We start from the raw sequence: 23,654 nt of genomic DNA, 5'->3' as shown, positions 1-23,654 counted from the left end.
ACCCATATGAGATTATATACAAAAACTGGTGACAAAGGACAGACGAGTGTGATTGGCGGACGAGTAGACAAGGACGATATACGTGTAGAAGCTTATGGAACAGTAGATGAGGCGAATAGTTTTGTCGGGAAAGCTCGTTCAGAATTAATGGATCCCCGATTCATGGATGTTCAAGAAGAACTTGAGAAAATCCAGCATGAACTATTTGACTGTGGCAGTGATCTGGCTAATAAAAAATCAAACAGTCCTTTCAAGCTTCAGGAGGAAAGTGTTGAGTGGCTCGAGCAGCGCATGGATGATTACATTAAACAGGCTCCTGAATTGGAACGATTTATTTTGCCAGGGGGATCGCCTGCAGCATCGACATTACATATTGCCCGCACGATTACCCGTCGCGCCGAACGCCTTGTCGTTTCTCTGCAAAAAATTGAAACCATTCATCCGGTCTGCTTAACTTATTTAAATCGGCTTTCTGATTACTTCTTCGCATTAGCACGTTATGTGAATATGATCCTTGAAACGAAGGATGTGGAGTACATTCGCAGTGCAAAAGTGTTTCGGTCTGTGAAGAAAAAATCGGAAGGTGAAGAGTAACCCGATGGGACAGCCTTTGTTTATTCCTGTAGATAAGGAACGTGAGCTAGTCATCGCCACTGATAACGCAGGAGGAATCGGTTCAAAAAACAATGATATTGTTGATGTTCCCTATAAAACCGTGGCAGAGTCTTTGTTTAGAGTGTCATTCATGGATTGTTTAGCAGTAGGGGCGACTCCGTTTGCTGTAACTATCAGTAATTTTGTTGGCGACGAAGTATGGGATGAGCTTGAACAAACCGTTAGAAACCTTGGTCATTCACTTGGTTACAATCTGGATATTACCGGAAGTACTGAATCGAATATGGCAATGAGTCAGTCGGCGATCAGCTTATCTATATTGGGGTGGGTTGATACTAGTGAAAAAAGAATTAGTATTTCCCCGGAAATGAGCGGTGTGGCGCTCATTGGGGAACCGCTTGTTGGGGAGGAGGTTCTAGCCTATCCTGAGAAAATTGCTCCGCTTGAATTGTTTGTAGAAGTGAGTAAGCAAAAATGGGTATATGAGATTTTACCTGTTGGTTCTAAGGGTATTCAACAAAGTATCCAGGAGTTGAAACAAAGAAATGGCTGGAAAAATAGGGACTTAGACATTCCTTTTGATGAAAAAGCTTCTGGCGGACCATCGACTAGTTTTATGATTACCTTTGATAAACAATATAAGAATGAAGTAGTTCATTTAGCTGGTAAATACACGAGCTTCATAGTATGAGATCATTACAAGAAATCTTCAGCAATAGTTTGTTGATCTAAACTTTTGTCCCTAACAATAGTAGATCTTGTGTAAAAATAACAGCCCTTTAGAAAACAGCAAAATAGGTGATAGCTCCCTGAGCAAACGCACTTACGATTCTAGTACCAGAGGAATAGAATATTTTGAGTACATTGACATATTATTCTGACTTTAATCGAATGATATAATAGTGTATAAGATTTCCAATATATACCTTGGTAATCTAGCAAGTGCGCACAACTTGAAAGTTTTACAATCCAATTCTAGGAGGGAAAATCATGAGTGAAGTGAGTTTGATTCCGTACCGTACGGAAGAAGTGCTGGAAACGACCTCAGAAGTACCGAAGGGAATTGAGATGATTGAAGCTCCTGCACTTTGGGAGCGTACCGAACAAGGCAAAGGGAATGTCATTGCCGTTATTGATACAGGCTGCCAGACAGATCACCCTGACCTTAAAGGTCGTATCATCGGTGGAAAAAACTTCACCACGGATTATGATGGGGACGAAACGAATTTCAGCGATAACAATGGGCATGGAACTCATGTATCAGGAACTGTGGCTGCTATTGAAAATGGAAGTGGAGTAGTCGGTGCAGCTCCTCAGGCAAATCTTCTTATTTTAAAGGTACTGACTGGTGAGGGCAGCGGTAAGATGCAGTGGATTATTGATGCCATTGAGTATGCAGCAAACTGGACTGGGCCAAATGGTGAGAAAGTAAGAGTGATGTCGATGTCCCTGGGTGGTCCTAAGGATATTCCTGAACTTCATACAGTCATTAAGGATGCTGTGCTGAAACATGACATTTCTGTTGTTTGCGCTGCTGGTAATTCAGGTGATGGCCGCGGAGATACACCGGAGTATGGTTATCCTGGGGCTTATAATGAAGTGATTCAAGTGGGCGCTGTTGACTTTGAGCGCAACCTGGCGGAGTTTACCAATACAAATAATGAAATTGACCTCGTAGCGCCTGGTGTAGAAATTCTATCAACTTATCTCGAAGGAAAATATGCCAAGTTATCAGGAACCTCCATGGCAACCCCTCATGTATCTGGTGCTTTGGCCTTAATTATTAGTTTAGCGGAAGAACAATTTCAGCGTCGTATGACAGAAGCTGAGATCTTTTCACAATTAGTAAAAAGAACAGTGTCTCTAGGTCATTCCAAGGTAGCAGAGGGAAATGGCTTGTTATCATTAGCACTGCAAGATAAATTAGATAGTTTATTTAGTACTCATAATAGGAAACCTGCAAGATCAGCTCCATCCTATTCTACTAAATAACTTAATGCACAAAAGACCTCTTTCACGGAGGTCTTTTTTGTATGGAGAGGTTTTGCTGCCCTAACCTCTATTAAGGTTCAGGATCAAACATTGCTTATACTTCGTTAAAAAAGCGGTTATAAAACCATTCATAGCCTTCTACGATTTGACAACCTGAGATTATTCGTTAAGATAAGTTTGTAAAGAAAAAATTTAACATAGTTAATTATTGTCGTTTGAGGAGGTTGTAAATGTCGAACGTAAATAATGAGCAAGCTCGTACTTCTATTGAGGAGGCGAAGGCTTATGTGATCGATTCACTTGCGGAAACCATGGATTTATATGGTGTGACACGAAGTGCCGGTAATTTATACGGAACGATGTATTTTGAAGAGGATATGACATTAGATGAGATGCGTGAGAAACTTGGCATGAGTAAACCCAGCATGAGTACAGGCGTGAAAAAGCTGCAGGAGTACAACATTGTCAAACAAACATTTCGTAAAGGAACACGCAGGCAGACTTTTGTGGCAGAAAAGGATTTCTTTCAATTCTTCTCGAACTTTTTTACGAATAAGTTGTTGAGAGAAGCTAAAGTTAATTTGGATGCTATTAAGCAAGCACAACAAAAACTCGGCCATCTTCTCGAGGATAAAGATTTGGACGAAGGCTTAAGGCAGGAAGCAGAACAAACCTATATGAAGCTGGAAGATTCCAAGCCTTACTATCATTGGCTGCAAAAGCTGGTTGATTCTATTGAGAGCGGGGAATTGTTCGAAATGATTCCCATCGATAAAGACGACGAATAAAAGAATAACGCCTCTCCAAAATAACAATGTTTATTGAAGAGGAGAGGCCTGCATTCTATAGGATACATAATATTCAAATAATACCACAAAAACCCACCTCAGGTCATCCAGATTCTGGATGACCTGAGGTGGGTTTTTGTGGGAAATAATGATCTTGCTTTCTTTACTTGAAAAAGGGGGAAAAGTCAGACAATATTATAAATAGAGAAAGTTAAGGAGTTGAAGTTCTTTATTCCCCATTATTGAGAGCGCTTACCATTATTAGCAAACACAGGAAGTTGACAATTTAAATATGTGGAGGGTGCCAGGTGTGTTAAGTGTAAAAGGTGAATATAAAGACGAGCTTTTTGAAACGATTCTGGAGAATGCCTATCATTGTTTTGTAGTAGTGGATCGCAAGGGTGTCGTGACGTATATGAACAAAACGTACTGCAGATTTCTGGAGGCCAGTGAATCTGAAGTGATTGGCAGACACGTAACAGATGTAATCGAAAACACCCGCATGCACATTGTCGCAAGTACTGGAAAGGAAGAAATTGCAGACCTCCAGTTCATTCGCGGTAATCATATGATTGCCAACCGGATTCCTGTGATGTCAGGGGAGAAAGTAGTTGGGGCAGTAGGAACTGTATTGTTCCGGGATACAAAAGAGTGGATGATGTTAAATAGTCACATCAAAGATTTATTGTTAGAGCTGGAGTTCTATCGTGAACAAATGAGGGGCCATCATGGTGTAGTGTACTCGCTTCATGACATTGAAGCTAATTCACCTAAAATGATACAGCTCAAGGAAACGATTAAACAAATTGCGCCTGGTGATGTGTCCGTACTATTAAATGGGGAAAGTGGTACTGGAAAAGAATTGTTCGCTCATAGCATTCATCTGCTGAGCGAACGCCACACGAAACCATTTGTTAAGGTGAATTGTGCTGCAATTCCGGAGAATTTAATAGAGTCAGAATTATTCGGGTACAAAGAGGGAGCTTTTACTGGAGCGAAAAAAGGTGGGAAGTTAGGGAAGTTTCAGCTTGCAGATGGAGGGACACTATTTCTCGATGAAATAGGAGATATGCCTCTTAATGTCCAAGTGAAGCTGTTGAGAGTTTTGCAGGAGAAAGAGGTCGAAGCAGTGGGTGCAGTTCATCCTCAAAAAATAGATATAAGAATTGTAGCGGCTACTAATAAATCTCTTGAGAAACTAGTGCAGGAAAAGCGGTTCCGAGAGGATTTATTTTATCGGATTAATGTGATTCAAATCGATATCCCTCCTTTAAGAGAAAGAACTGAGGATATCTTGATGCTGGCCGATTTCTTTCTCCGAAAAGTTACGAATCGGACTGGAAAAAGGGTGATGGCATTCACCTCAGAAGTTCTGGAGCGATTTCAGCAGTACAAATGGCAGGGAAATGTACGGGAACTTGAGAATGTAGTAGAGGCTGCTGTACATTTGTGTCATTCCTCTACTATTACGATGAATGACTTACCAGGATATCTGCAATCTCCTCCTCTCTCTGCAATCGGAGGTGTAACGTTGAAGGAAATATTAGAAAATACGGAACGAAAGGCAATTGAAAATACGTTGGAGCAAACCAGCGGGAATAAGCTGGAAGCTGCTCGTCGATTAGGTTTAGGTAAATCGAGCTTTTATGAGAAACTAAAAAAATTTCAAATCTAAATATCGACCCATTTGAACAGCCCTCACACTCTGTTTATAAAGCTTCTGCCACAGAGATTACCAATATTAGGTGATGCCATGTTGCCGTTAAACGATTATACTAAGTACAGTAAATATAAGAGGGGTGATTGTAATATGAAATCATATATTCAAGAGCACATTGATAATTTTCTAGAAAAAAACCAAAATAAGGGTAGACTGCTCATTAAATGTCCTGACCAACCCGGGATTGTATCGGCCATGTCACTATTTTTAAAGCAAAATGGTGCTAACATCATCGAATCTAATCAATTTACAACGGACCATGAAGGTGGAACATTTTTCATTCGGATGGAATTCGAATGTCCAGATTTGCAAGAAAAAGGACAAGTACTAAAAGAACAATTCAAGGATATTGCTGACAAATTTTCAATGGATTGGGAAATTCATTTTCTCCATGATGTCAAAAAAACCGCTATTTTTGTATCCAAAGAACTTCATTGCTTACGTGAACTTTTGCTGGAATGGCAAAGCGGGGATCTGATGACGGATATTGTCGTTGTGATTAGTAATCACGAGGAATGCCGTGAGATTGTAGAATCCTTCAATATTCCCTTCTATTATATTCCTGCCAACAAGGATATTCGCAAAGAAGTCGAGGAAAAACAGCTTCAATTATTGAAGGACTATGAAGTTGAATTGATTGTGCTTGCCCGTTATATGCAAATTCTAACACCAGAGTTTGTAGCGGCACATAAGGCGCAAATCATTAATATACACCATTCCTTCTTGCCGGCCTTTATTGGAGCTAACCCTCATAAACGCGCTTTTGAACGAGGTGTGAAACTGATTGGAGCTACAGCCCACTACGTGACGAATGATTTGGACGAAGGCCCGATTATTGAACAGGATATTATCCGTGTTAATCATCGAGATAACGTAGAGGATCTGAAAAAGAAAGGACGATCCGTTGAGCGCAGTGTGTTAGCTCGAGGGGTGAAATGGGCGTTGGAAGATCGTCTCATCGTTTACGAAAACAAGACAATTGTGCTGTGAAAATTATGAGGTGGCTGGGACATAACTAAACTTTTCAAGTGAAAAGACGAACGATATGCTTTGTTAGCGAAGTATATTAACGCAGCGGATTATACAACAATCATAATTTCTACTTAGTTCGGATTTTCATTTGGTAAAAGTACTATTGTCCCAGCCCCTTTCTGATTAGAACGTAATATTATATTTTGTAAGTAAGTCTGATAAAATTGGTCTTTCGTTCCCATCTCGTCCAGTTTTATGGGTGGCTGTAACCAAAGCATTCAGTATAGCTTCTTCCGTTGCTTCTCCCGCAGCCCTGAACGCTGAGTCGATGTCTTGTTCATGAATCATTGGCAAAGTGAGGCATTGGGCCGGCTTTTCATGGGGGATTCTTGCAGCGGTAGAAAACCCGATAATGATATCGCCGCTTCCATTCGAAATGGTTGATCCAGTTCGGGATAAACCTGTTACAGATCGTTTGATAATTCGATTTAACTGCCTTTCGGATACAGGTAGATCTGTAGCGATGATTACCATAATTGACCCTTTATCCTCCTCCTCAGAAGGGTGGATAATTGCCTTTTTTAACTCCTCTCCAACTGCTCTTCCGTCAATTTTTAAATCGCTCAGCATTCCAAAATTTGCGAGCACTAATACCCCGAGTGTATAGCTTCCATGTTCCAGTTCCATTTCCCTGGAAGCTGTTCCAACTCCACCTTTTAACGAGTAACTGACCATCCCTGTTCCAGCACCGACAGCCCCTTCATGAAATTCAGCAGAGGTATGAGTCAACGCTGAGAAAACATGGTGTTCTTCTACAAACTGGGCGCGGATATCATTGAGATACATATCATTACATTCCCCTACCACCGGGTTAAGTGTGCCTGTTGTTCGTCCAATTTCAGGGTTGTCCGCCATCATATATTTTGTCAGGGCTAAGACTGCTGTACCGATATTTAACGTATTGGTTAATAAGATTGGTGTTTCAAGAGTTCCTAGTTCCTTCATTTGAATTGTTCCCATTGTTTTTCCAAACCCATTCAAAATATGACATGAGGCAATCAGCTTTTCTTTAAATAAGTTTCCTTGGTGGGGAAGGATAGCAGTAACGCCGGTTTGCATTTCTCCCTGACTTAAAGTGACGTGTCCAACTGTGACTCCGTCCACATCAGTAATTGAATTATAGTATCCTGTAGGTAATTTTCCGACCGTAACACCATAATCCCGAATTCTTTTTTGACCATGCATTTCAAATCCCTCTCTTTCAACTTCCTATTTAAACTCATTCAACTTCTTTACCAATAGTCCTTTTTTAAAATTAAATTCACGGTAAATTCCTAATAGTTAAAGAAAAATTTAAATTTTTTTTGAACAAGAATGGATACGCTTACATTTTCTGAGCAATTTATTTGAAGTCAGTTAATTCAGTAGTTTAATGGGATTTAAAATAGTTTATATTTTCTGAAAATAACGGTTAAGACTCAGGGAAATCCGTCTTTGACGCGTGAAGAAGGATTATTTTCATGCTATACTAGTAAAAAACTTCAAAAGACAGAATTTTAACACTACAATGAAAACGTAGATGAGGGGGACCTGGAATGCAGAAGAATGGCTATCCTATAGCACAAGGATTATATCACCCAGACTTTGAACATGAGGCCTGCGGTATAGGTATGATCGCAAATATAGATGGGACAAAATCACATAGCATTGTTGAAAATGCCGTAACGATTCTTTGTAACTTGGAACACCGTGGCGGCCAGGCTGCCGACATAAGTACAGGGGATGGAGCGGGAATATTAACGCAAATCCCTCATTATTTTTTCGAGAAACAGTGTGAAAAAGAAGACATTGAACTTCCGGCTGAAGGCGAATACGGTGTAGGGATGTTATTCCTTCCTTATAATCATGATAAACGTATGAAGTGTAAGGAAATGTTTGAGCAGATTGTCGAGGATGAGGGGCAGACCTTCCTTGGCTGGCGCACAGTACCGGTTAACGATTCCTTTGTCGGCAAAGATGCTAAAAAGACTAAACCATTTATTCGTCAAGCCTTCGTTGCTCCTAATAAAAGTGTAAAAAATCGAATGGACTTCGAACGCAGGTTATATATTATTCGTAAACGTGCTGAAACGACTATTGCCAAGATGGATGGTTACGATGACTTTTATTTGTCGAGCCTATCAACAAGCACCATTGTCTATAAAGGGATGCTCGTACCCGAACAAATGGATTCATTTTATATTGATTTAAATCATCCTGATTTTAAGACTGCTCTTGCTTTAGTGCATTCACGCTTTAGTACAAATACGTTCCCGAGCTGGAAACGTTCCCACCCTAACCGTTACACCATTCATAACGGTGAGTTTAATACTCTTAGAGGGAATGTGAACTGGATGAGGGCTCGCCAGCAACTTTGTGAGTCGGAACATTTCAGTAAAGAGGATCTTGATAAACTGCTGCCGATTATTGATGATGATGGCAGTGATTCCTCGATGTTTGACAATGCATTTGAATTTCTTTATTTGTCAGGACGATCCCTAGCTCATACAGCTATGATGATGGTACCAGAACCGTGGTCAAACGATGAGTCCATCAATGAGCAGAAAAAAGATTTCTATGAGTACCATAGCTGTCTCATGGAACCGTGGGATGGGCCGGCAGCACTGGCTTATACAGATGGAAAACAAATCGGTGCTTGTTTAGACCGAAATGGATTGAGACCAGCACGTTACTACGTTACAAAAGACGGCATGATTGTACTTGGTTCTGAAGTAGGAGCCTTAGACATTTTTGCTGATGATATTGAATATAAAGATCGATTACATCCAGGAAAAATGCTGCTGGTTGATTTAGAAAAAGGCAAAATTATTCCGGATGAAGACATTAAAATGCAAATTGCTGGTGAACAACCATATCGAGAATGGCTGGATGAGTATAAATGGGATTTGGCGGATTTACCAGAACCTTCACATCAGCCGACTTCACAGGTTGAGAATTTGATTGATCATCAATTGGCTTTTGGATATACAACTGAGGAATTAAATAAAATATTGATTCCACTCGTTTCAGATGGGAAAGACCCAGTTGGTTCAATGGGCTACGATTCTCCGCTCGCCGTGCTATCGAAAAAACCTCAACTTTTATATAGCTACTTTAAACAGCTTTTTGCTCAGGTAACGAATCCACCGATCGATGCCATCCGTGAAAAAATTATCACAATGGTTGAAACGACAATTGGAGCGGAAGGGAATCTCGCAGACCCACAGCCCGACAGTTGTCGAAAAATCAGGCTGCAAACACCTATATTAACAAATATGGAATTGGAAAAGCTTCGTCAGCAGAAGATTGAAGGCTTTGAAGCCGAAACCCTTTCGATTTTATTTGATACAACAGGTGAATCTGATCAAATGGAACAGACGCTTGAGTCTCTATTTACGCAGGCTGATCAAGCTATAGGGAATGGCAAGAGACTATTGATATTGTCAGACCGTGGCATTGATGAAAACCATGCGGCGATTCCTGCATTACTAGCTGTTTCAGGACTGCATCATCACTTAATTCGCCAAGGCACTAGAACAAAGGTTAGCTTGCTGGTTGAATCTGGCGAGCCTCGCGAAGTTCATCACTTCGCAACACTCCTTGGTTATGGTGCAGAAGGAATTAATCCGTATTTAGCCTATGAATCACTTGGTGCTCTCATTGACAAGGGAGATATAAATGTCCCTTCTCTGGAGGAAGCTGTTGACCGTTACATTCATTCCGTCACAGACGGGGTTATCAAAGTTCTTTCTAAAATGGGGATATCAACAATCCAAAGTTACCGTGGAGCACAAATTTTCGAAGCTATAGGGGTGCACCCAGATGTGATCGACAAGTACTTCACGCGAACAGCTTCACGTTTAGGCGGAATCGGCCTGGATATTATTGAAAAAGAGGTGCGTATGCGGCACGACCGCAGCTTCGACGATCATAGAACGAGCGGGCGGAAACTTGATGCAGGTGATGAGTTCCAGTATCGGGGAAATGGTGAAGATCATCAATATAATCCAAAAACCATTCACACCCTGCAGCATGCATGCCGTACGAATGACTACCAGCTTTTCAAAAAGTACTCGAAGCTTCTAACAGATGAAACGAACAATCTACAATCGCTGAGAGGGTTGATCTCTTTTAAGCAGCGTGGCTCTATCCCGATTGAAGAGGTAGAATCTGTCGAGGATATTACGAGAAGGTTTAAAACGGGGGCTATGTCTTACGGATCGATTAGTCAGGAAGCCCATGAAGCACTGGCCATTGCGATGAACCGTGTAGGAGGTCGCAGTAATACTGGTGAAGGCGGAGAGGATCCTGATCGCTTTACCCCGGATGAAAATGGTGATTCACGCCGCAGCTCTATTAAACAGGTCGCTTCAGGGCGCTTCGGGGTGACGAGCGATTACCTTGTAAATGCTGACGAAATTCAAATTAAGATTGCTCAAGGGGCGAAGCCTGGCGAGGGTGGACACCTTCCTGGCAAAAAGGTTTACCCGTGGATTGCAGAAGTACGTGGATCAACTCCCGGGGTTGAACTGATTTCACCGCCGCCTCATCACGATATTTATTCAATTGAGGATTTAGCTGAGCTGATTCACAACTTAAAAAACGCGAACCCGAGGGCACGTATCAGTGTGAAGCTTGTTTCCGCTGTTGGTGTGGGGACCATCGCCGCTGGTGTCGCTAAAGGACGCGCAGATCTTGTCTTAATCAGTGGTTATGATGGCGGAACTGGTGCTGCACCGAGAACAAGTATCAAGCATACAGGACTGCCGTGGGAAATCGGCTTAGCTGAGACCCATCAAACGTTGATGCTCAACCGTTTGCGTGATCGGATCGTTGTTGAAACAGATGGAAAAATGATGACAGGCAGAGATATTATTGTTGCCACATTACTCGGAGCGGAGGAGTATGGATTTTCTACAGCACCACTAGTCGTTTTAGGGTGTGTGATGATGCGCGTATGTCACCTTGACACATGTCCTGTAGGTGTGGCTACGCAAAACCCTGAGCTAAGAAAGAAATTCGGTGGTGACCCTGAACATGTGGCCAACTTTATGCGGTTTATTGCTCAGGAAGCCAGAGAATTAATGGCTGAACTTGGTTTTAGAACAATTAATGAAATGATCGGACGAACGGACGTTCTTCGCACTAATGAGGCAATTGACCATTGGAAAGCCAAAGGTGTAGATTTATCGGCCTTGCTTTATCAGCCGGAGGTAGATCCAAGCGTAGGGCATTATGCCATGAATAAACAGGATCATGGTTTAGATAAAACACTGGACCATGAAGAACTCATTCCACTATGTAAAAATGCAATTGATCATCAGGAGCCGGTTCGCGGTACAGGTTCGATTAGGAACATCCACCGTGTAACAGGAACTACGCTGGGCAGTGAAATTACTCGGCGTTATGGTGCAGCTGGTTTAGCAGAGGATACGATCCAACTGACTTTTAAAGGATCTGCTGGGCAGAGCTTTGGTGCATTTATTCCTCGAGGAATGACCCTTAGACTTGTCGGAGATGCCAATGATTACGTTGGAAAAGGCTTATCCGGCGGGAAAATTATCGTCAACCCATCAAGAAAATCAACCTTTATCCCGGAAGAAAATACAATTATCGGTAATGTTTCGCTTTATGGGGCGTCAGCTGGTGAAGCGTACATTAACGGATTGGCTGGAGAGCGATTCTGTGTCAGAAACAGCGGGGCTGAGGTTGTTGTAGAAGGCGTGGGAGACCATGGATGTGAGTATATGACGGGCGGTAAAGTAGTTGTACTCGGCGGAACAGGCCGTAACTTTGCAGCTGGTATGTCTGGTGGGGTCGCTTATGTACTGGATGATTCAGAGGCGGCATTTGAGAATAAATGTAACCAGGAACTCGTACATGTACACCAGCTTACTGATCAACAGGAAATCGATGAATTGCAAGAACTAGTGCGAAAACATGTGAATTACACTCACAGTCCTAAAGGCCAGCGAATCCTTGAAGATTGGGAGGAAATGGTGTCAAGGTTTAAACGTGTTATCCCGAAAGCATACCTTGAAGTGCAAAATAGAATCAGAACATTGAAAGACCAGGGGTTAACTAATTTTGATGCAGAAATGCAGGCATTTGAAGAAAGTAAACAAGAGAAAAAACCTGTAGAAGCTTAATCAGATCGATAAGGAGGGGATACGATGGGAAAGCCGACTGGATTTATGGAATATCAACGTCAGACTCAAGACGAGCGAGACCCGGTAACGCGTACGAAAGATTGGCAGGACTATACGATACCAATGTCAGATGAAGAGGTTCAGAGACAGGGAGCACGCTGCATGGATTGCGGTGTCCCAACGTGTCATACAGGAATGGAGATCAATGGGTCAACGACAGGATGTCCCGTCTATCATTTAATTCCGGAATGGAATGACCTTGTTTATAGGGGTCAATGGAAGGAAGCCCTGGAAAAAGAACACGAAATGAATAACTTCCCTGAATTTACTGGATTCGCTTGTCCGGCTCCATGTGAAGGAGCTTGTGTACTGGGGATTAATGAACCACCGGTAGCTATTCGGACAGTGGAACGCTCCATTATAGAGAAAGGATTTGACGAGGGCTGGGTAGTACCAGAGCCCCCGGAAAGCCGCACCGGTAAAAAAGTGGCTGTAGTGGGATCAGGACCAGCAGGGCTTGCAGCAGCCGCCCAGTTGAATAAAGCGGGGCATACGGTGACTGTTTTTGAACGTAATGACCGTGTTGGGGGACTGCTGACCTACGGGATTCCGGAAATGAAGCTCCCATATTCTGTAGTTGAACGCCGAGTTTCCTTGTTAGAACAGGAAGGAATTAAGTTTGTCACAAATACAGAGGTGGGGCGAAATTATCCAGTCTCACGCCTGCGTGAAGAGTTTGACTCTATTATTCTATGTGGCGGGGCAACCATCCCGCGTAATATTGAAGCTGAAGGAAGAGGATTGAAGGGTATCCATTATGCAATGGATTTCCTTCACGCCAACACAAAGAGCTTACTAGATTCAAACCACGAGGATGAAAATTATATTTCAGCTGAAGGGAAAGACGTTATTGTGATCGGAGGAGGAGACACCGGGACTGACTGTATCTCAACCTCTGTCCGTCATAACTGTAAGAGTCTGACTCAATTCGATATTTACGATAAGAAAGTGGAATCCCGTGATGACTTGACGAACCCATGGCCTCAATATCCAATCGTCCATCGCGTCGAGTATGGCCAGAAAGAAGCAGGAGCTGTATTTGGTCGTGACCCGAGGGCCTATTCCGTCATGACTAAGAAGTTTGTCGGGGATGAGGATGGTTACGTTAAAGAAGTCCACACAATTAATGTGGAATTAGTCTTTGATGAAGACGGCAACCGTCAACGCAGGGAGATTCCAGGTACGGAAAAAGTATGGAAGGCTGACCTGGTACTGTTAGCAATAGGCTTCAGCGGCCCTGAACAAGATCTTATTGAAAAGCTTGAAATTGAAACAGATAATCGCTCGAATGTGAAGGCGGAGTACGGAGATTACTCGACTAATGAGGAAGGGATTTTCTCAGCTGGTGATATGCGCCGCGGACAAAGCTTGATCGTTTGGGCAATTAATGAGGGAAGAGAAGCCGCCCGTGAATGTGATCGTTATTTAATAGGCGAAACGGTTTTGCCATAAATTCTATAGGTATCATGCTAACACCTGCTCGAGGGAGCAGGTGTTTTTCTATCTCTTATAGATAGATTGAAATGAGTTTAAATGACTCGTGAACGGGTACGATATCAGAGTAAAGGTTCATTCCATCTTCATCCATAAGGAGGATTACAGATGAGTGACGGGTATAATAGAAAAAAGAATAAAAAAAATGAGCAATTAGAGCAATTTAGATCTGATGACACTGGGAAGAAAATGACCACAGACCAGGGAGTTAAAGTCTCAGAAGATGAATTTTCTTTAAAAGCGGGAGAGCGTGGACCTACACTGATGGAGGATTTCCATTTCCGTGAAAAGATGACACACTTTGACCATGAACGCATTCCCGAAAGAGCTGTCCATGCTCGTGGTTTTGCTGCACATGGGGAATTCCAAGTCTATGAATCTATGAAAGAGTATACGAAGGCTGGTTTTCTACAGGATCCATCCGTAAAAACTCCAGTTTTTGTGAGATTTTCAACGGTAGCCGGCTCTAAAGGATCCGCTGAAACAGTTCGTGATGCCAGAGGATTTGCTACCAAATTTTACACAGAAGAAGGGAACTACGATTTGGTGGGGAACAATATCCCCGTTTTCTTTATACAAGATGCGATTAAATTTCCTGATTTAGTCCATTCGTTCAAACCTGAACCTCATAATGAGATGCCACAGGCTGCTACCGCCCATGATACGTTCTGGGACTTTGTTGCTAACAACCAGGAAGCGGCTCACATGGTGATGTGGACGATGTCAGACAGAGCAATTCCTAGAAGCTTCCGTATGATGGAAGGGTTTGGAGTCCATACATTCCGCCTGGTAAACGACCAAGGAGAAGCGCACTTTGTTAAATTTCATTGGAAACCTGTATTAGGAACCCATTCACTCGTGTGGGATGAGGCTCAAAAGATAAGCGGGAAGAACCCTGACTTCCATCGTGGTGACCTATATCAGTCTATTGAGGATGGAGATTTTCCTGAATATGAGCTTGGGGTTCAAATCATCAAAGAGGAAGATGAATTCGACTTTGATTTCGATATACTGGATGCGACGAAACTATGGCCAGAGGAAGATGTACCGGTTCAAATCATTGGAAAAATGACGTTGAATCGGAATGTTGATAATGTCTTTGCAGAAACAGAACAAGTTGCCTTTCACCCCGGAAATGTTGTACCGGGAATCGATTTCTCTAATGACCCGCTTCTGCAAGGCCGTTTGTTTTCCTATACAGATACACAGTTAATCCGCCTAGGCGGTCCGAACTTCCATGAGTTGCCGATCAACAGACCGGTTTGCCCTTATCACAATAATCAGCGTGACGGCTATGGCCGCATGACGATTAATCAAGGTCCTGTGAGCTACCACAATAATTCACTTGCTGACAATACGCCTGCCACTTCTAGTGAGGAGGAGGGCGGCTATGTACATTATCAGGAGAAAGTAGAAGGACGCAAGGTTAGAAAGCGCAGTGAAAGCTTTAAGGACCATTTCTCCCAGGCCACACTATTTTGGAACAGTATGAGTGAACCTGAAAAAGAACATATTATTTCTGCATTTAGTTTTGAACTTGGCAAGGTAGAGAACAAATCTGTCCAGCAGCAAAATGTGGATATGTTTGCGAATGTCAGTCTGGATCTTGCGAAAGCAATTGCCGATAACATCGGGGTAGATCGTCCTCAAAGCGGAGGTTCTGATATTACAAAATCATCACCTGCCTTGAGCCAGGAAAATACGAAGAAAAAGCCATCAACGAGAAAAGTGGCTGTGCTTGTTGCTGAAGGTTTTGATGGGGCAGAAGTTTCTTCCGTATTAGCTGCCTTAAAAGTTGAAGGAGTGATTCCTGAAATTATCAGCGAAAGGCTGGGTACCGTGAAAGGATCAAACCATGCAGAGTTCGAAGTGGATCACACCTTTTTAACCGTCGATTCAGTGTTGTTTGATGCTGTCTATGCTGTCGGTGGAAGCAAGATTAGCGAAAAGTTCCATCAAGATGCTATGTACTTTATTGATGAAGCTTTCAAACACTTTAAACCAATTGGAGCTACTCATGACGGGAAAAAATGGTTAAAAAAAGCGGATCTCGCAACTAGCAAAGGGGTTGTACTTGGAGATGATCCAAGTGGGTTTGCTAAAGAGTTTAGCGAAGCGATTGCGTCACACCGTTATTGGGATCGTCAATTAGTATAAGGTTAATGTGAAAGTCAGCCTGATCTACTTCAGAAAGTAGATCAGGCTGCTTTTTTTGCAATCAATTTATATGTTTGCGCTGGAAGTCAGAAATCGAATTATATTCCTCTTCCAGTAAACGGGAAAGCCGGATATATATAGGGAGAAGTTCCCGATAAACCTCTGTGGTTTCCTTTTCTGGCTGATGGGTATGCGTCTGGCCGATCATATTCGATACCACACTAAAGTCTTCAATTTCCCCAGTAGCATACATTCCAAGAACTACAGCCCCCAGACAGGAGCTTTCATAACTTTCAGGTACGACAACAGGTTTATCGAAAATATCTGTCATCAACTGTCTCCACATCTCAGACCTGGCAAACCCGCCGGTAGCTTGGATACGCTTAGGTTCCCCAGTTAATTCTTCAAGGGCTAGCAGAACCGTGTATAAGTTATAAATGATCCCTTCTAACACTGCTCTTACCATATGCTGTTTCTTATGGTGAATACTTAAGCCGAAAAAGGATCCTCGTGCACTCGAGTTCCATAGTGGAGCTCGCTCACCTGTAAGGAATGGATGAAAAAGCAGTCCATCCGAACCGGGTTTAATCGTAGACGCGATTCGGGTTAATACATCGTAAGGGTCGATACCTAGGCGTTCAGCGGTTTCTACTTCGGCTGCAGCAAACTCATCGCGAAGCCACCTCAGTACCATTCCACCGTTATTGACAGGGCCGCCGATGATCCAGTGCTCCTCGGTTAGCGCATAACAGAAGATTCGCCCTTTTGGATCCGTTCGGGGCTCGTTAGATACTGTACGAATCGCACCGCTTGTTCCAATCGTAATTGCAATTACCCCAGGGTCAACCGCATTTACACCAAGATTCGAAAGTACTCCGTCACTAGCGCCAATGATAAATGGAGTTTGTTCGGAAAGCCCGAGAATTTGCTGATATTCTTCCTTTAAACCTGTTAATGAGTGGGTAGTCGGTACAAGAGAAGAGAGATGATCAGGATTGATCTCCGCTAATGCTAAAGCCTCCTGATCCCAATCCAGTTCTTTTAAGTTAAACAAGCCTGTGGCTGAAGCGATCGAATGGTCAATTACATATTGATCAAATAGCTGATAAAAAACATACTCCTTAATCGAAATAAATTTAGCTGCTTTAGCAAATACATCTGGCTTCTCAGATTTTAGCCATACTAATTTTGATAAAGGAGACATGGCGTGAATAGGGGTGCCTGTCCGCATGTAAATCTCGTGGCCATTACGATTTTCTTTAATGTCCCTTGCGTGTGCTGCACTTCTCGTATCTGCCCATGTGATACTGTTCGTTAATAACGCCCCATCCTTATCCACTGCAATTAAACTGTGCATAGCTGAACTGAATGAAATAAATTGAAGCTGATTTCGTGAAATTTCACCTTTGTTCATGGCTTCGCGAATGGTGTCGAGTACCGCTTCAAAGATTTCCGCAGGGTCTTGTTCGGCTACTAGCGGGTTCGGGGTGTGAAGAGGGTAATTGACCGTATGTTGCGTTTTGATGTCTCCCTTTTTATTAAAAAGAACCGCCTTTGTACTTGTAGTGCCGATATCGACGCCTAAATAATACTGTTCGTTCATGGTGGACCTCCTCGTCATATCATTCCTGGAAAAAGAAAAAGGGCAGTCGCATCTGCCCGAATACTATCTTATTTCTTAACAACAGCATGACCGCCAAATTCATTACGAAGAGCGGCAACAACCTTACCTGTAAACGTATCATCTTCCAATGAGCGATAACGCATCATTAAGGATAGAGCTATAACAGGTGCGGCAACTTGATGATCCAGTGCTGTTTCTACCGTCCATTTTCCTTCACCTGAGGAATTCATGACCCCTTTGATTTCATCCAAGTTTGCATCTTTAGAAAAGGCCTGCTCTGTCAGCTCCATTAACCATGAGCGAATAACGGAACCGTGGTTCCATACTTTAGCAACTTTCTCGTAATCATAATCAAACTCACTTTTGTTAAGAATATCAAAGCCTTCAGCAATGGACTGCATCATTCCGTATTCGATCCCGTTGTGAATCATTTTTAAAAAGTGGCCGCTGCCCGCTTTCCCTGTATATAGATAGCCATTCTCGATGGAAACGGCTTCGAAAAGAGGTTCAATATGTTTAAATTTATCAGGATGTCCGCCTACCATCGTGCATGCACCATTTCTAGCTCCATCCGTACCGCCGCTTGTGCCACAATCAAATAAGTAGATCCCTTTTTCTTCGAGAGTTTCTGCGTGTTCTAAGGTTTCTTTGTAATTGGAGTTTCCGCCATCAATTAACATATCCCCAGCATCTAAATGATTTGACAGCTCGTCAATAACGGAACCAGTGATCTTCCCTGCAGGAACCATCATCCAGATGACGCGGGGAGTAGGAAGTTCATGGACAAGTTTCGCTAGCGAGTCCTGGTAAGAGAACTTTTCGTGTGAAACACTGTCTTGAACAGTTAAATCTGTATCGTATCCCACTACTTCATGTTCATGATCCAGTAAATTTAATGTTAAGTTCAGGCCCATTTTACCTAGACCTACCATGCCGATTTTCATATATGTTCCTCCTTGGTGGAAAAAATATTTTCCGTATGTTTGTAATTATATCAAAAATTTTTCCGTATTCAATATATTAATGTTAGTTCTTTTCTTATATAATAAAACCAGTATCATGAAGCGAGGAGATCGAGCAATGGAGAATGAAACACAGCATGGATTAGCAAGAATACGAAGCAGCTATGGAAAATTCAGTGATAAAGAAAAGAAAATAGCCGATTACATTCTGAACAGCCCTGAAACAATCATTCACCATACTATTAACCAAGTTTCGGACGAGCTAGGCGTAGCAGAATCAACAGTATTTCGTTTTTGTAAACGAATTGGGTTTAAGGGTTATCAAGCATTAAAGATAGCGCTTGCTGCGGAAATTGTTACCCCTATGAAAGACATTCACGACAAGATTGATGATGGAGATAGCTTTTCAACCGTTTCGGAAAAGGTATTCAGGTCAAACATAAAAACTTTGGAAAGTACGATGCAAATTGTTGATGGCACAACGATCACAGAAGCAGTAAATGTTATCTTAAAAGCACGCAAAATTGACTTCTTTGGATGCGGCGGGTCTGCTGTTGTAGCATTGGATGCTTATCATAAATTTATTCGCAGCGGGCTTGTAGTGAATGCCCAACTAGAGTCGCATATGCAGCTGATGGCTGCTTCACAGTTGACGAAAGATGATGTGGCTGTCGTGATTTCGCATTCTGGCACAACGAAAGACACTTTGGACGTACTGCAAGTGTTGAAAGATAATCAAGTGAAAACGATTAGTATTACAAACTTTGCGAAATCACCACTGACAAAAGCTTCTGATATCCCCTTATATACGGTAGCTGAGGAGACTGATTTTCGTTCAGAAGCTTTTTCCTCGCGAATTGCACAATTAAGTATTATCGATGCCTTGTACACGAATGTGATGATGGCCAGGGAACAGAGTGGGAATCAAGCTTTGCAGAATATGCGTAAGGCTATGGCATTAAAACGATTATAGAAAAAGGGGTGATTTTCAGTAGGGAAAAACAATGTAAAACAGGAAGAAGGTACGAATTTTCGGCGTAATTGTTTCATAATGGGCATAATAAGGAATAGGGAAACTAAGATTACTACAAAAAGAGGGTGTTCTTTTGATACGAACTATTCTAATGATAATCGGGTTAATCGTAGTTATAGGCTTCATAATTTCACTGTTTTAATACGTCTGCCCCGCCTAGTAAAGGTGGGGTTTTATATTCAAATTATTCCCACCTCAGGTCATCCATATTCTGGATGACCTGAGGTGGTTTATATTGTTATAAAACCAATTTATTCCCAAGGTTTTTGCGTTAGCGCATATTACTAGGGAATTCGGTTAAGGTAATTCCCCACACTAGTGGTATTAAGAAATATACGGCTATAGCTAATATGAAGATGGAGATAATGTTTAGCCAGAATCCTGCCTTCGCCATATCAGGGATTCTGAGATAACCTGAGCCGAATACCACCGCATTGGGAGGTGTAGCCACTGGCAGCATAAACGCACATGATGCGGCTACGCCGGCTGCAATCATTAGACTGTATGGGTGTACATTAATCGCAGCAGCTAGCGATGCCATAATAGGGAACATCATGGTTGCTGTTGCTGTATTCGATGTAATTTCTGTTAAGAAAATAACTAAAGTAATCACTGCAAGCAGGATGATAAAGAAAGATATCCCTTCTAATATGGTGAGCTGCTCTCCAATCCATTGGGCCAGTCCCGAGTCTCTAAAACCCGCTGCAATAGCCAATCCACCACCGAACAGTAAGAGAATCCCCCATGGCAGTTCCTTGGCAGTATCCCAGTTCATTAAAGCTTTTGCTTTCTTATTTCGAGCCGGAATGATAAATAAGACAATTGATGCAGCAATAGCAATGATTGCATCGTCAATACCAGGTATAAGAGAAGAGAGAACAAACGAGCGTAGAATCCAGGCTAGTGCTGTAATAACGAATACGGTCATAACAGCCTTCTCTTCGTAACTCATTTTTCCTAATGCTTTTCGTTCTTGTGAAATGACTTTGCGGCCTCCGGGAATCTCTTTCAACTTCATTGGATAAGCAACCTTAACAAGGTACACCCAGGTTATGGCCAATAACACGATAGCAATTGGTACACCAAATAACATCCAGCGCGCAAAGGAAATATCTATCCCGTATAGTTCATCAATAATACCTGCGAAAATGGTGTTCGGGGGAGTACCAATCAAAGTACCGAGCCCGCCAATGGATGCAGAGTAGGCAATTCCGAGCATAAGGGCCTTACCAAAATTAAAGTTTTCCTTAGAGGTGTCTATTGGGTCGTCTTTTAACGAGTCAGCCACTTGATAAATAATAGCGAGACCAATTGGGACCATCATCATGGCCGTAGCTGTATTTGAGATCCACATGGACAGAAAACCAGTGGCAACCATAAAGCCGAGGATGATACGCTCTGTATTCGTCCCAATCGCAGCGATAATACCGAGTGCGATTCTCTTATGCAGGTTCCAACGTTCCATTGCCAATGCAATAATAAATCCACCCATAAATAAAAATATAGTATCAGAGCCATAGGATGATGTTGTAGTATCAAGGTCTAAACCGCCAGTAACTGGGAATAGGACAATAGGCAACAGTGAAGTAACTGGAATAGGAATAGCCTCGCTAATCCACCAGGTTGCAATCCATATAGTCGACGCCAAGATGGCCTGTCCTTCACTTGATAAAGATTCAGGATTGAAGAAGATTAGTGTAAGAACAAATAATAGCGGGCCAAGCAATAGACCAACTTTTTGACTGGATTTGTAGTTTACAGGCGGCTCACTGCCATCACCATTATTACTATCTTGAGACTTTTCGTTATTCCCAGAAGCTTCGGTAGCTTTTGTGTTTCCGCTTGCAAAAAAACTTAATAAATCTTTCGCTTGCTGGTGAAGTTTCCACATATCATTCCACCAGTGAGAAATTGCATATTTCATAGGTTATTCCTCCTTTATAAATATTTGAACTTTAAAACTATTACGAAATTGACTGAATTTCAAGTCATTTACACTAGTGAAATTTTGTAAATCGATGTTAAACTCCATTATAATACAGATAACTAAACTTTTCGGAGGTTTTAATATGAGAGAAAATATTCATCTGCATGAAGATAGGTTTTTAGAAGAATTAAAAGATTTCTTGAGGATTCCGAGTATTTCTTCCTTATCAGATCATGAACAAGATGTACATAAAGGGGCAAATTGGGTAGCTGCTGCTCTTAATGAAATAGGAATGGAAAATGTCGAGGTTATAGAAACTAAGGGTCATCCGATAGTTTATGGAGACTGGCTGCATGCCAATGATAAACCAACTGTCCTTGTCTATGGCCATTATGATGTCCAGCCTGCTGATCCTCTTGAACTTTGGGATTCAGAGCCCTTTAAGCCAGCTATTAGGGATCATAAAATCTATGCTCGAGGGGCTACCGATGATAAAGGACAATTGTTTATTCATATAAAAGCGTTAGAACTCCTAATGGCGGAGCATGGATCACTTCCTGTTAACGTGAAGTTTTGTATTGAAGGAGAAGAGGAAATAGCAAGTCCGAATCTGCCGTCATTTATACATGAAAATAAGGAGATGCTCTCTGCGGATGCCGTACTTATATCTGATACTTCCTTTATTGAAAAAGGTCAGCCAGCCATTTGCACTTCACTTAGAGGAGCTCTTGCTGTGAACGTTAACGTTAAGACAGCGAATACTGATTTGCATTCTGGTTCCTACGGCGGCGGTGTACCTAATGCGATTCATTCTCTCGTAAGTATCCTTGATTCCCTTCACGACGAAAGCGGAAGTGTCGCCGTAGAGAATTTTTACGAGGGGGTTCCTGCCGTAACGGATCAACTTAGAGAAGAAGTAGCAGCCATTCCTTTTAATGATGAAAGAACAAAAGCCGAATTAGGGTTAGACAGTTTATACGGAGAAGAAGGGTTTACTTTTCAAGAACGAACCGGGATCCGTCCAACGCTTGAAATCAATGGAATTACAGGAGGATTTCAAGGGGAGGGGGTTAAAACGATCGTGCCTTGTGAGGCTAGCGCAAAGATAAGCTGCCGACTGGTAGGAGCGCAGGACCCTCAGACGATCTATAAGCTGATTAAACGGCATTTAGAAAAACATAAGCAAGAGGGAAGCCAGGTTATAACGAAATCGCTGATACAGGCCAAGCCTGTTTCTCTGAATTCTCAAGAAGCTATGCTTCAAAAGGCAGCTGATGCCTATGAAAAGGTATATGGTGTTCGCCCGCTGTTCCCGAAAGAAGGGGGATCGATCCCAATCGTTGAAGTGTTTGCAAGAGTTCTCGACACTCCTGTTGTGCTAATGGGATTTGGACTGCCGTCGGAAAACCTCCATGCTCCAAACGAACATTTTCACATTGATAATTTTACAAAAGGGATCGAAACCGTTTGTGAGTACTTAAATTCGCTTTAACGAAAAATGAGGCAGCCACTCTTTTTACGAGAGGCTGCCTCATTACATTACGATTCTTCTTGTTTGGCTGCGCATTCAAAACAATACAGGGTCTTATCTTCTGATACTTCACCATCCAGAAACCCATCTAAGCAATAGATTTCCTTCTCGCATAGGGAGCATTCGCCTACATGTTCTTTCATGATCACACCATCCTCTATTATTGATTCTCAATCAATTCTTTAAGAACAACAGCATGATTATATTTCGTTTCCTTGGCAGCGAACAGGAGAACAAGCCGTTCATTCGCTGCCATCTCCTTTAGCTCGGCCAGCTTATCCTGCCTCTCAGAACTTTGCTCAATCTCTTGTTGATAGGATTGCTTAAACTCGTCAAATTTATCAGGGTCATGAGCAAACCATTTTCTTAAAGAAGAGCTTGGCGCGATTTCCTTCATCCATTGATCAAGATCAGCATCCTCTTTAGATATTCCTCTCGGCCACACGCGATCGATTAGAATTCGATGACCTCCTGTACGCTTTTCTTCATCATAAATTCGTTGCAGTACAATTGACATCCGAATCACCTTCTCTACTATAATAATATTCCATTAGTAAGGTTATACCCTTTTTTCAATGTAAAAAAAACCTT

17 protein-coding genes are annotated in these 23,654 nt (G+C 42.2%); 11 read left to right on the top strand and 6 right to left on the bottom strand.

The features are described from left to right. Positions 1-6: 6 nt before the first annotated feature. The 6 genes from B5354_RS11580 (at position 7) to purU (ending at position 6,105) form a co-directional block, all read left to right on the top strand. Entirely contained in the window at positions 7-594 is a 588-nt protein-coding gene (locus B5354_RS11580; protein ID WP_079528929.1) for a cob(I)yrinic acid a,c-diamide adenosyltransferase, read from the top strand. A gap of 4 nt (positions 595-598) precedes the next feature. Continuing rightward, positions 599-1,306, top strand: coding sequence for a hypothetical protein (locus tag B5354_RS11575; protein ID WP_079528928.1), 708 nt, complete (start codon positions 599-601; stop codon positions 1,304-1,306). 299 nt (positions 1,307-1,605) lie between these two features. Further along, a complete protein-coding gene (locus B5354_RS11570; protein ID WP_079528927.1) occupies positions 1,606-2,607 on the top strand; it encodes a S8 family peptidase in 1,002 nt (333 codons plus the stop codon). A 230-nt stretch (positions 2,608-2,837) separates the two neighbouring features. Continuing rightward, the gene (gene cudC, locus B5354_RS11565) at positions 2,838-3,395 is read left to right on the top strand and encodes a choline uptake/conversion transcriptional regulator CudC (RefSeq protein ID WP_079528926.1); all 558 of its coding nucleotides are present in this window, start codon (positions 2,838-2,840) and stop codon (positions 3,393-3,395) included. A gap of 310 nt (positions 3,396-3,705) precedes the next feature. Then, entirely contained in the window at positions 3,706-5,070 is a 1,365-nt protein-coding gene (locus B5354_RS11560) for a sigma-54 interaction domain-containing protein (protein ID WP_245804762.1), read from the top strand. A 135-nt stretch (positions 5,071-5,205) separates the two neighbouring features. Further along, positions 5,206-6,105: a formyltetrahydrofolate deformylase gene (gene purU, locus B5354_RS11555; protein WP_079528923.1), complete on the top strand. Its 900-nt coding sequence runs from the start codon at positions 5,206-5,208 to the stop codon at positions 6,103-6,105. 165 nt (positions 6,106-6,270) lie between these two features. Here the strand turns inward: purU and B5354_RS11550 are convergent, their stop codons facing one another. Further along, the gene (locus B5354_RS11550) at positions 6,271-7,332 is read right to left on the bottom strand and encodes a DmpA family aminopeptidase (protein WP_079528922.1); all 1,062 of its coding nucleotides are present in this window, start codon (positions 7,330-7,332) and stop codon (positions 6,271-6,273) included. Positions 7,333-7,682: 350 nt separating this feature from the next. On the opposite strand from B5354_RS11550, the gene gltB reads away from it, so the two are divergent. The 3 genes from gltB (at position 7,683) to B5354_RS11535 (ending at position 15,986) form a co-directional block, all read left to right on the top strand. Continuing rightward, on the top strand, positions 7,683-12,275 hold the full coding sequence (gene gltB, locus B5354_RS11545; RefSeq protein WP_079528921.1) for a glutamate synthase large subunit: 4,593 nt from the start codon (positions 7,683-7,685) through the stop codon (positions 12,273-12,275). Positions 12,276-12,299: 24 nt separating this feature from the next. Next, entirely contained in the window at positions 12,300-13,787 is a 1,488-nt protein-coding gene (locus B5354_RS11540; protein ID WP_079528920.1) for a glutamate synthase subunit beta, read from the top strand. A 150-nt stretch (positions 13,788-13,937) separates the two neighbouring features. Continuing rightward, positions 13,938-15,986 carry a catalase gene (locus B5354_RS11535; RefSeq protein WP_079528918.1) on the top strand — a complete coding sequence of 683 codons (2,049 nt, stop codon included), beginning with the start codon at positions 13,938-13,940 and terminating at the stop codon, positions 15,984-15,986. Between the two features lie 61 nt (positions 15,987-16,047). Here the strand turns inward: B5354_RS11535 and gntK are convergent, their stop codons facing one another. Beyond that, the gene (gene gntK / locus B5354_RS11530) at positions 16,048-17,589 is read right to left on the bottom strand and encodes a gluconokinase (RefSeq protein WP_079528917.1); all 1,542 of its coding nucleotides are present in this window, start codon (positions 17,587-17,589) and stop codon (positions 16,048-16,050) included. A 68-nt stretch (positions 17,590-17,657) separates the two neighbouring features. Beyond that, positions 17,658-18,554: a phosphogluconate dehydrogenase (NAD(+)-dependent, decarboxylating) gene (gene gnd, locus B5354_RS11525; RefSeq protein ID WP_079528915.1), complete on the bottom strand. Its 897-nt coding sequence runs from the start codon at positions 18,552-18,554 to the stop codon at positions 17,658-17,660. A gap of 136 nt (positions 18,555-18,690) precedes the next feature. Here gnd and B5354_RS11520 point away from each other — a divergent pair, with 136 nt between their 5' ends. Further along, a complete protein-coding gene (locus B5354_RS11520; RefSeq protein WP_079528914.1) occupies positions 18,691-19,545 on the top strand; it encodes a MurR/RpiR family transcriptional regulator in 855 nt (284 codons plus the stop codon). Positions 19,546-19,876: 331 nt separating this feature from the next. Here B5354_RS11520 and B5354_RS11515 read toward each other — a convergent pair whose 3' ends face one another. Further along, the gene (locus B5354_RS11515) at positions 19,877-21,529 is read right to left on the bottom strand and encodes an SLC13 family permease (protein WP_079528912.1); all 1,653 of its coding nucleotides are present in this window, start codon (positions 21,527-21,529) and stop codon (positions 19,877-19,879) included. A 145-nt stretch (positions 21,530-21,674) separates the two neighbouring features. On the opposite strand from B5354_RS11515, the gene B5354_RS11510 reads away from it, so the two are divergent. After that, positions 21,675-23,024 (top strand): dipeptidase, encoded by a 1,350-nt coding sequence (locus B5354_RS11510; protein ID WP_079528911.1) that lies wholly within the window; start codon positions 21,675-21,677, stop codon positions 23,022-23,024. 47 nt (positions 23,025-23,071) lie between these two features. On the opposite strand, the gene B5354_RS20900 is transcribed toward B5354_RS11510, so the two are convergent. Both B5354_RS20900 and B5354_RS11505 read right to left on the bottom strand, forming a co-directional pair. Beyond that, positions 23,072-23,206 carry a hypothetical protein gene (locus tag B5354_RS20900; protein WP_281252732.1) on the bottom strand — a complete coding sequence of 45 codons (135 nt, stop codon included), beginning with the start codon at positions 23,204-23,206 and terminating at the stop codon, positions 23,072-23,074. A 17-nt stretch (positions 23,207-23,223) separates the two neighbouring features. After that, on the bottom strand, positions 23,224-23,580 hold the full coding sequence (locus B5354_RS11505; protein ID WP_079528909.1) for a DUF488 domain-containing protein: 357 nt from the start codon (positions 23,578-23,580) through the stop codon (positions 23,224-23,226). Between the last annotated feature and the right edge of the window lie 74 nt (positions 23,581-23,654).

It is taken from the genome of Halobacillus hunanensis (genome assembly GCF_900166655.1).
Taxonomy (GTDB): domain Bacteria; phylum Bacillota; class Bacilli; order Bacillales; family Halobacillaceae; genus Halobacillus_A; species Halobacillus_A hunanensis.
The sequence above is the reverse complement of the archived record's forward strand: the minus strand, read 5'-3'. Positions and strand labels throughout refer to the sequence as shown.

What these genes read in the sequence shown, in the direction of transcription:
- B5354_RS11570 (WP_079528927.1), top strand. Translation starts at nt 1,606, where the DNA reads ATGAGTGAAGTGAGTTTGATTCCGTACCGTACGGAAGAAGTGCTGGAA.
- B5354_RS11540 (WP_079528920.1), top strand. Translation starts at nt 12,300, where the DNA reads ATGGGAAAGCCGACTGGATTTATGGAATATCAACGTCAGACTCAAGAC.
- B5354_RS11575 (WP_079528928.1), top strand. Translation starts at nt 599, where the DNA reads ATGGGACAGCCTTTGTTTATTCCTGTAGATAAGGAACGTGAGCTAGTC.
- B5354_RS11580 (WP_079528929.1), top strand. Translation starts at nt 7, where the DNA reads ATGAGATTATATACAAAAACTGGTGACAAAGGACAGACGAGTGTGATT.
- B5354_RS11505 (WP_079528909.1), bottom strand. Translation starts at nt 23,580, where the DNA reads ATGTCAATTGTACTGCAACGAATTTATGATGAAGAAAAGCGTACAGGA.
- B5354_RS11515 (WP_079528912.1), bottom strand. Translation starts at nt 21,529, where the DNA reads ATGAAATATGCAATTTCTCACTGGTGGAATGATATGTGGAAACTTCAC.
- B5354_RS11550 (WP_079528922.1), bottom strand. Translation starts at nt 7,332, where the DNA reads ATGCATGGTCAAAAAAGAATTCGGGATTATGGTGTTACGGTCGGAAAA.
- gnd (WP_079528915.1), bottom strand. Translation starts at nt 18,554, where the DNA reads ATGAAAATCGGCATGGTAGGTCTAGGTAAAATGGGCCTGAACTTAACA.
- gltB (WP_079528921.1), top strand. Translation starts at nt 7,683, where the DNA reads ATGCAGAAGAATGGCTATCCTATAGCACAAGGATTATATCACCCAGAC.
- purU (WP_079528923.1), top strand. Translation starts at nt 5,206, where the DNA reads ATGAAATCATATATTCAAGAGCACATTGATAATTTTCTAGAAAAAAAC.
- gntK (WP_079528917.1), bottom strand. Translation starts at nt 17,589, where the DNA reads ATGAACGAACAGTATTATTTAGGCGTCGATATCGGCACTACAAGTACA.
- B5354_RS11535 (WP_079528918.1), top strand. Translation starts at nt 13,938, where the DNA reads ATGAGTGACGGGTATAATAGAAAAAAGAATAAAAAAAATGAGCAATTA.
- B5354_RS11510 (WP_079528911.1), top strand. Translation starts at nt 21,675, where the DNA reads ATGAGAGAAAATATTCATCTGCATGAAGATAGGTTTTTAGAAGAATTA.
- cudC (WP_079528926.1), top strand. Translation starts at nt 2,838, where the DNA reads ATGTCGAACGTAAATAATGAGCAAGCTCGTACTTCTATTGAGGAGGCG.
- B5354_RS11520 (WP_079528914.1), top strand. Translation starts at nt 18,691, where the DNA reads ATGGAGAATGAAACACAGCATGGATTAGCAAGAATACGAAGCAGCTAT.
- B5354_RS20900 (WP_281252732.1), bottom strand. Translation starts at nt 23,206, where the DNA reads ATGAAAGAACATGTAGGCGAATGCTCCCTATGCGAGAAGGAAATCTAT.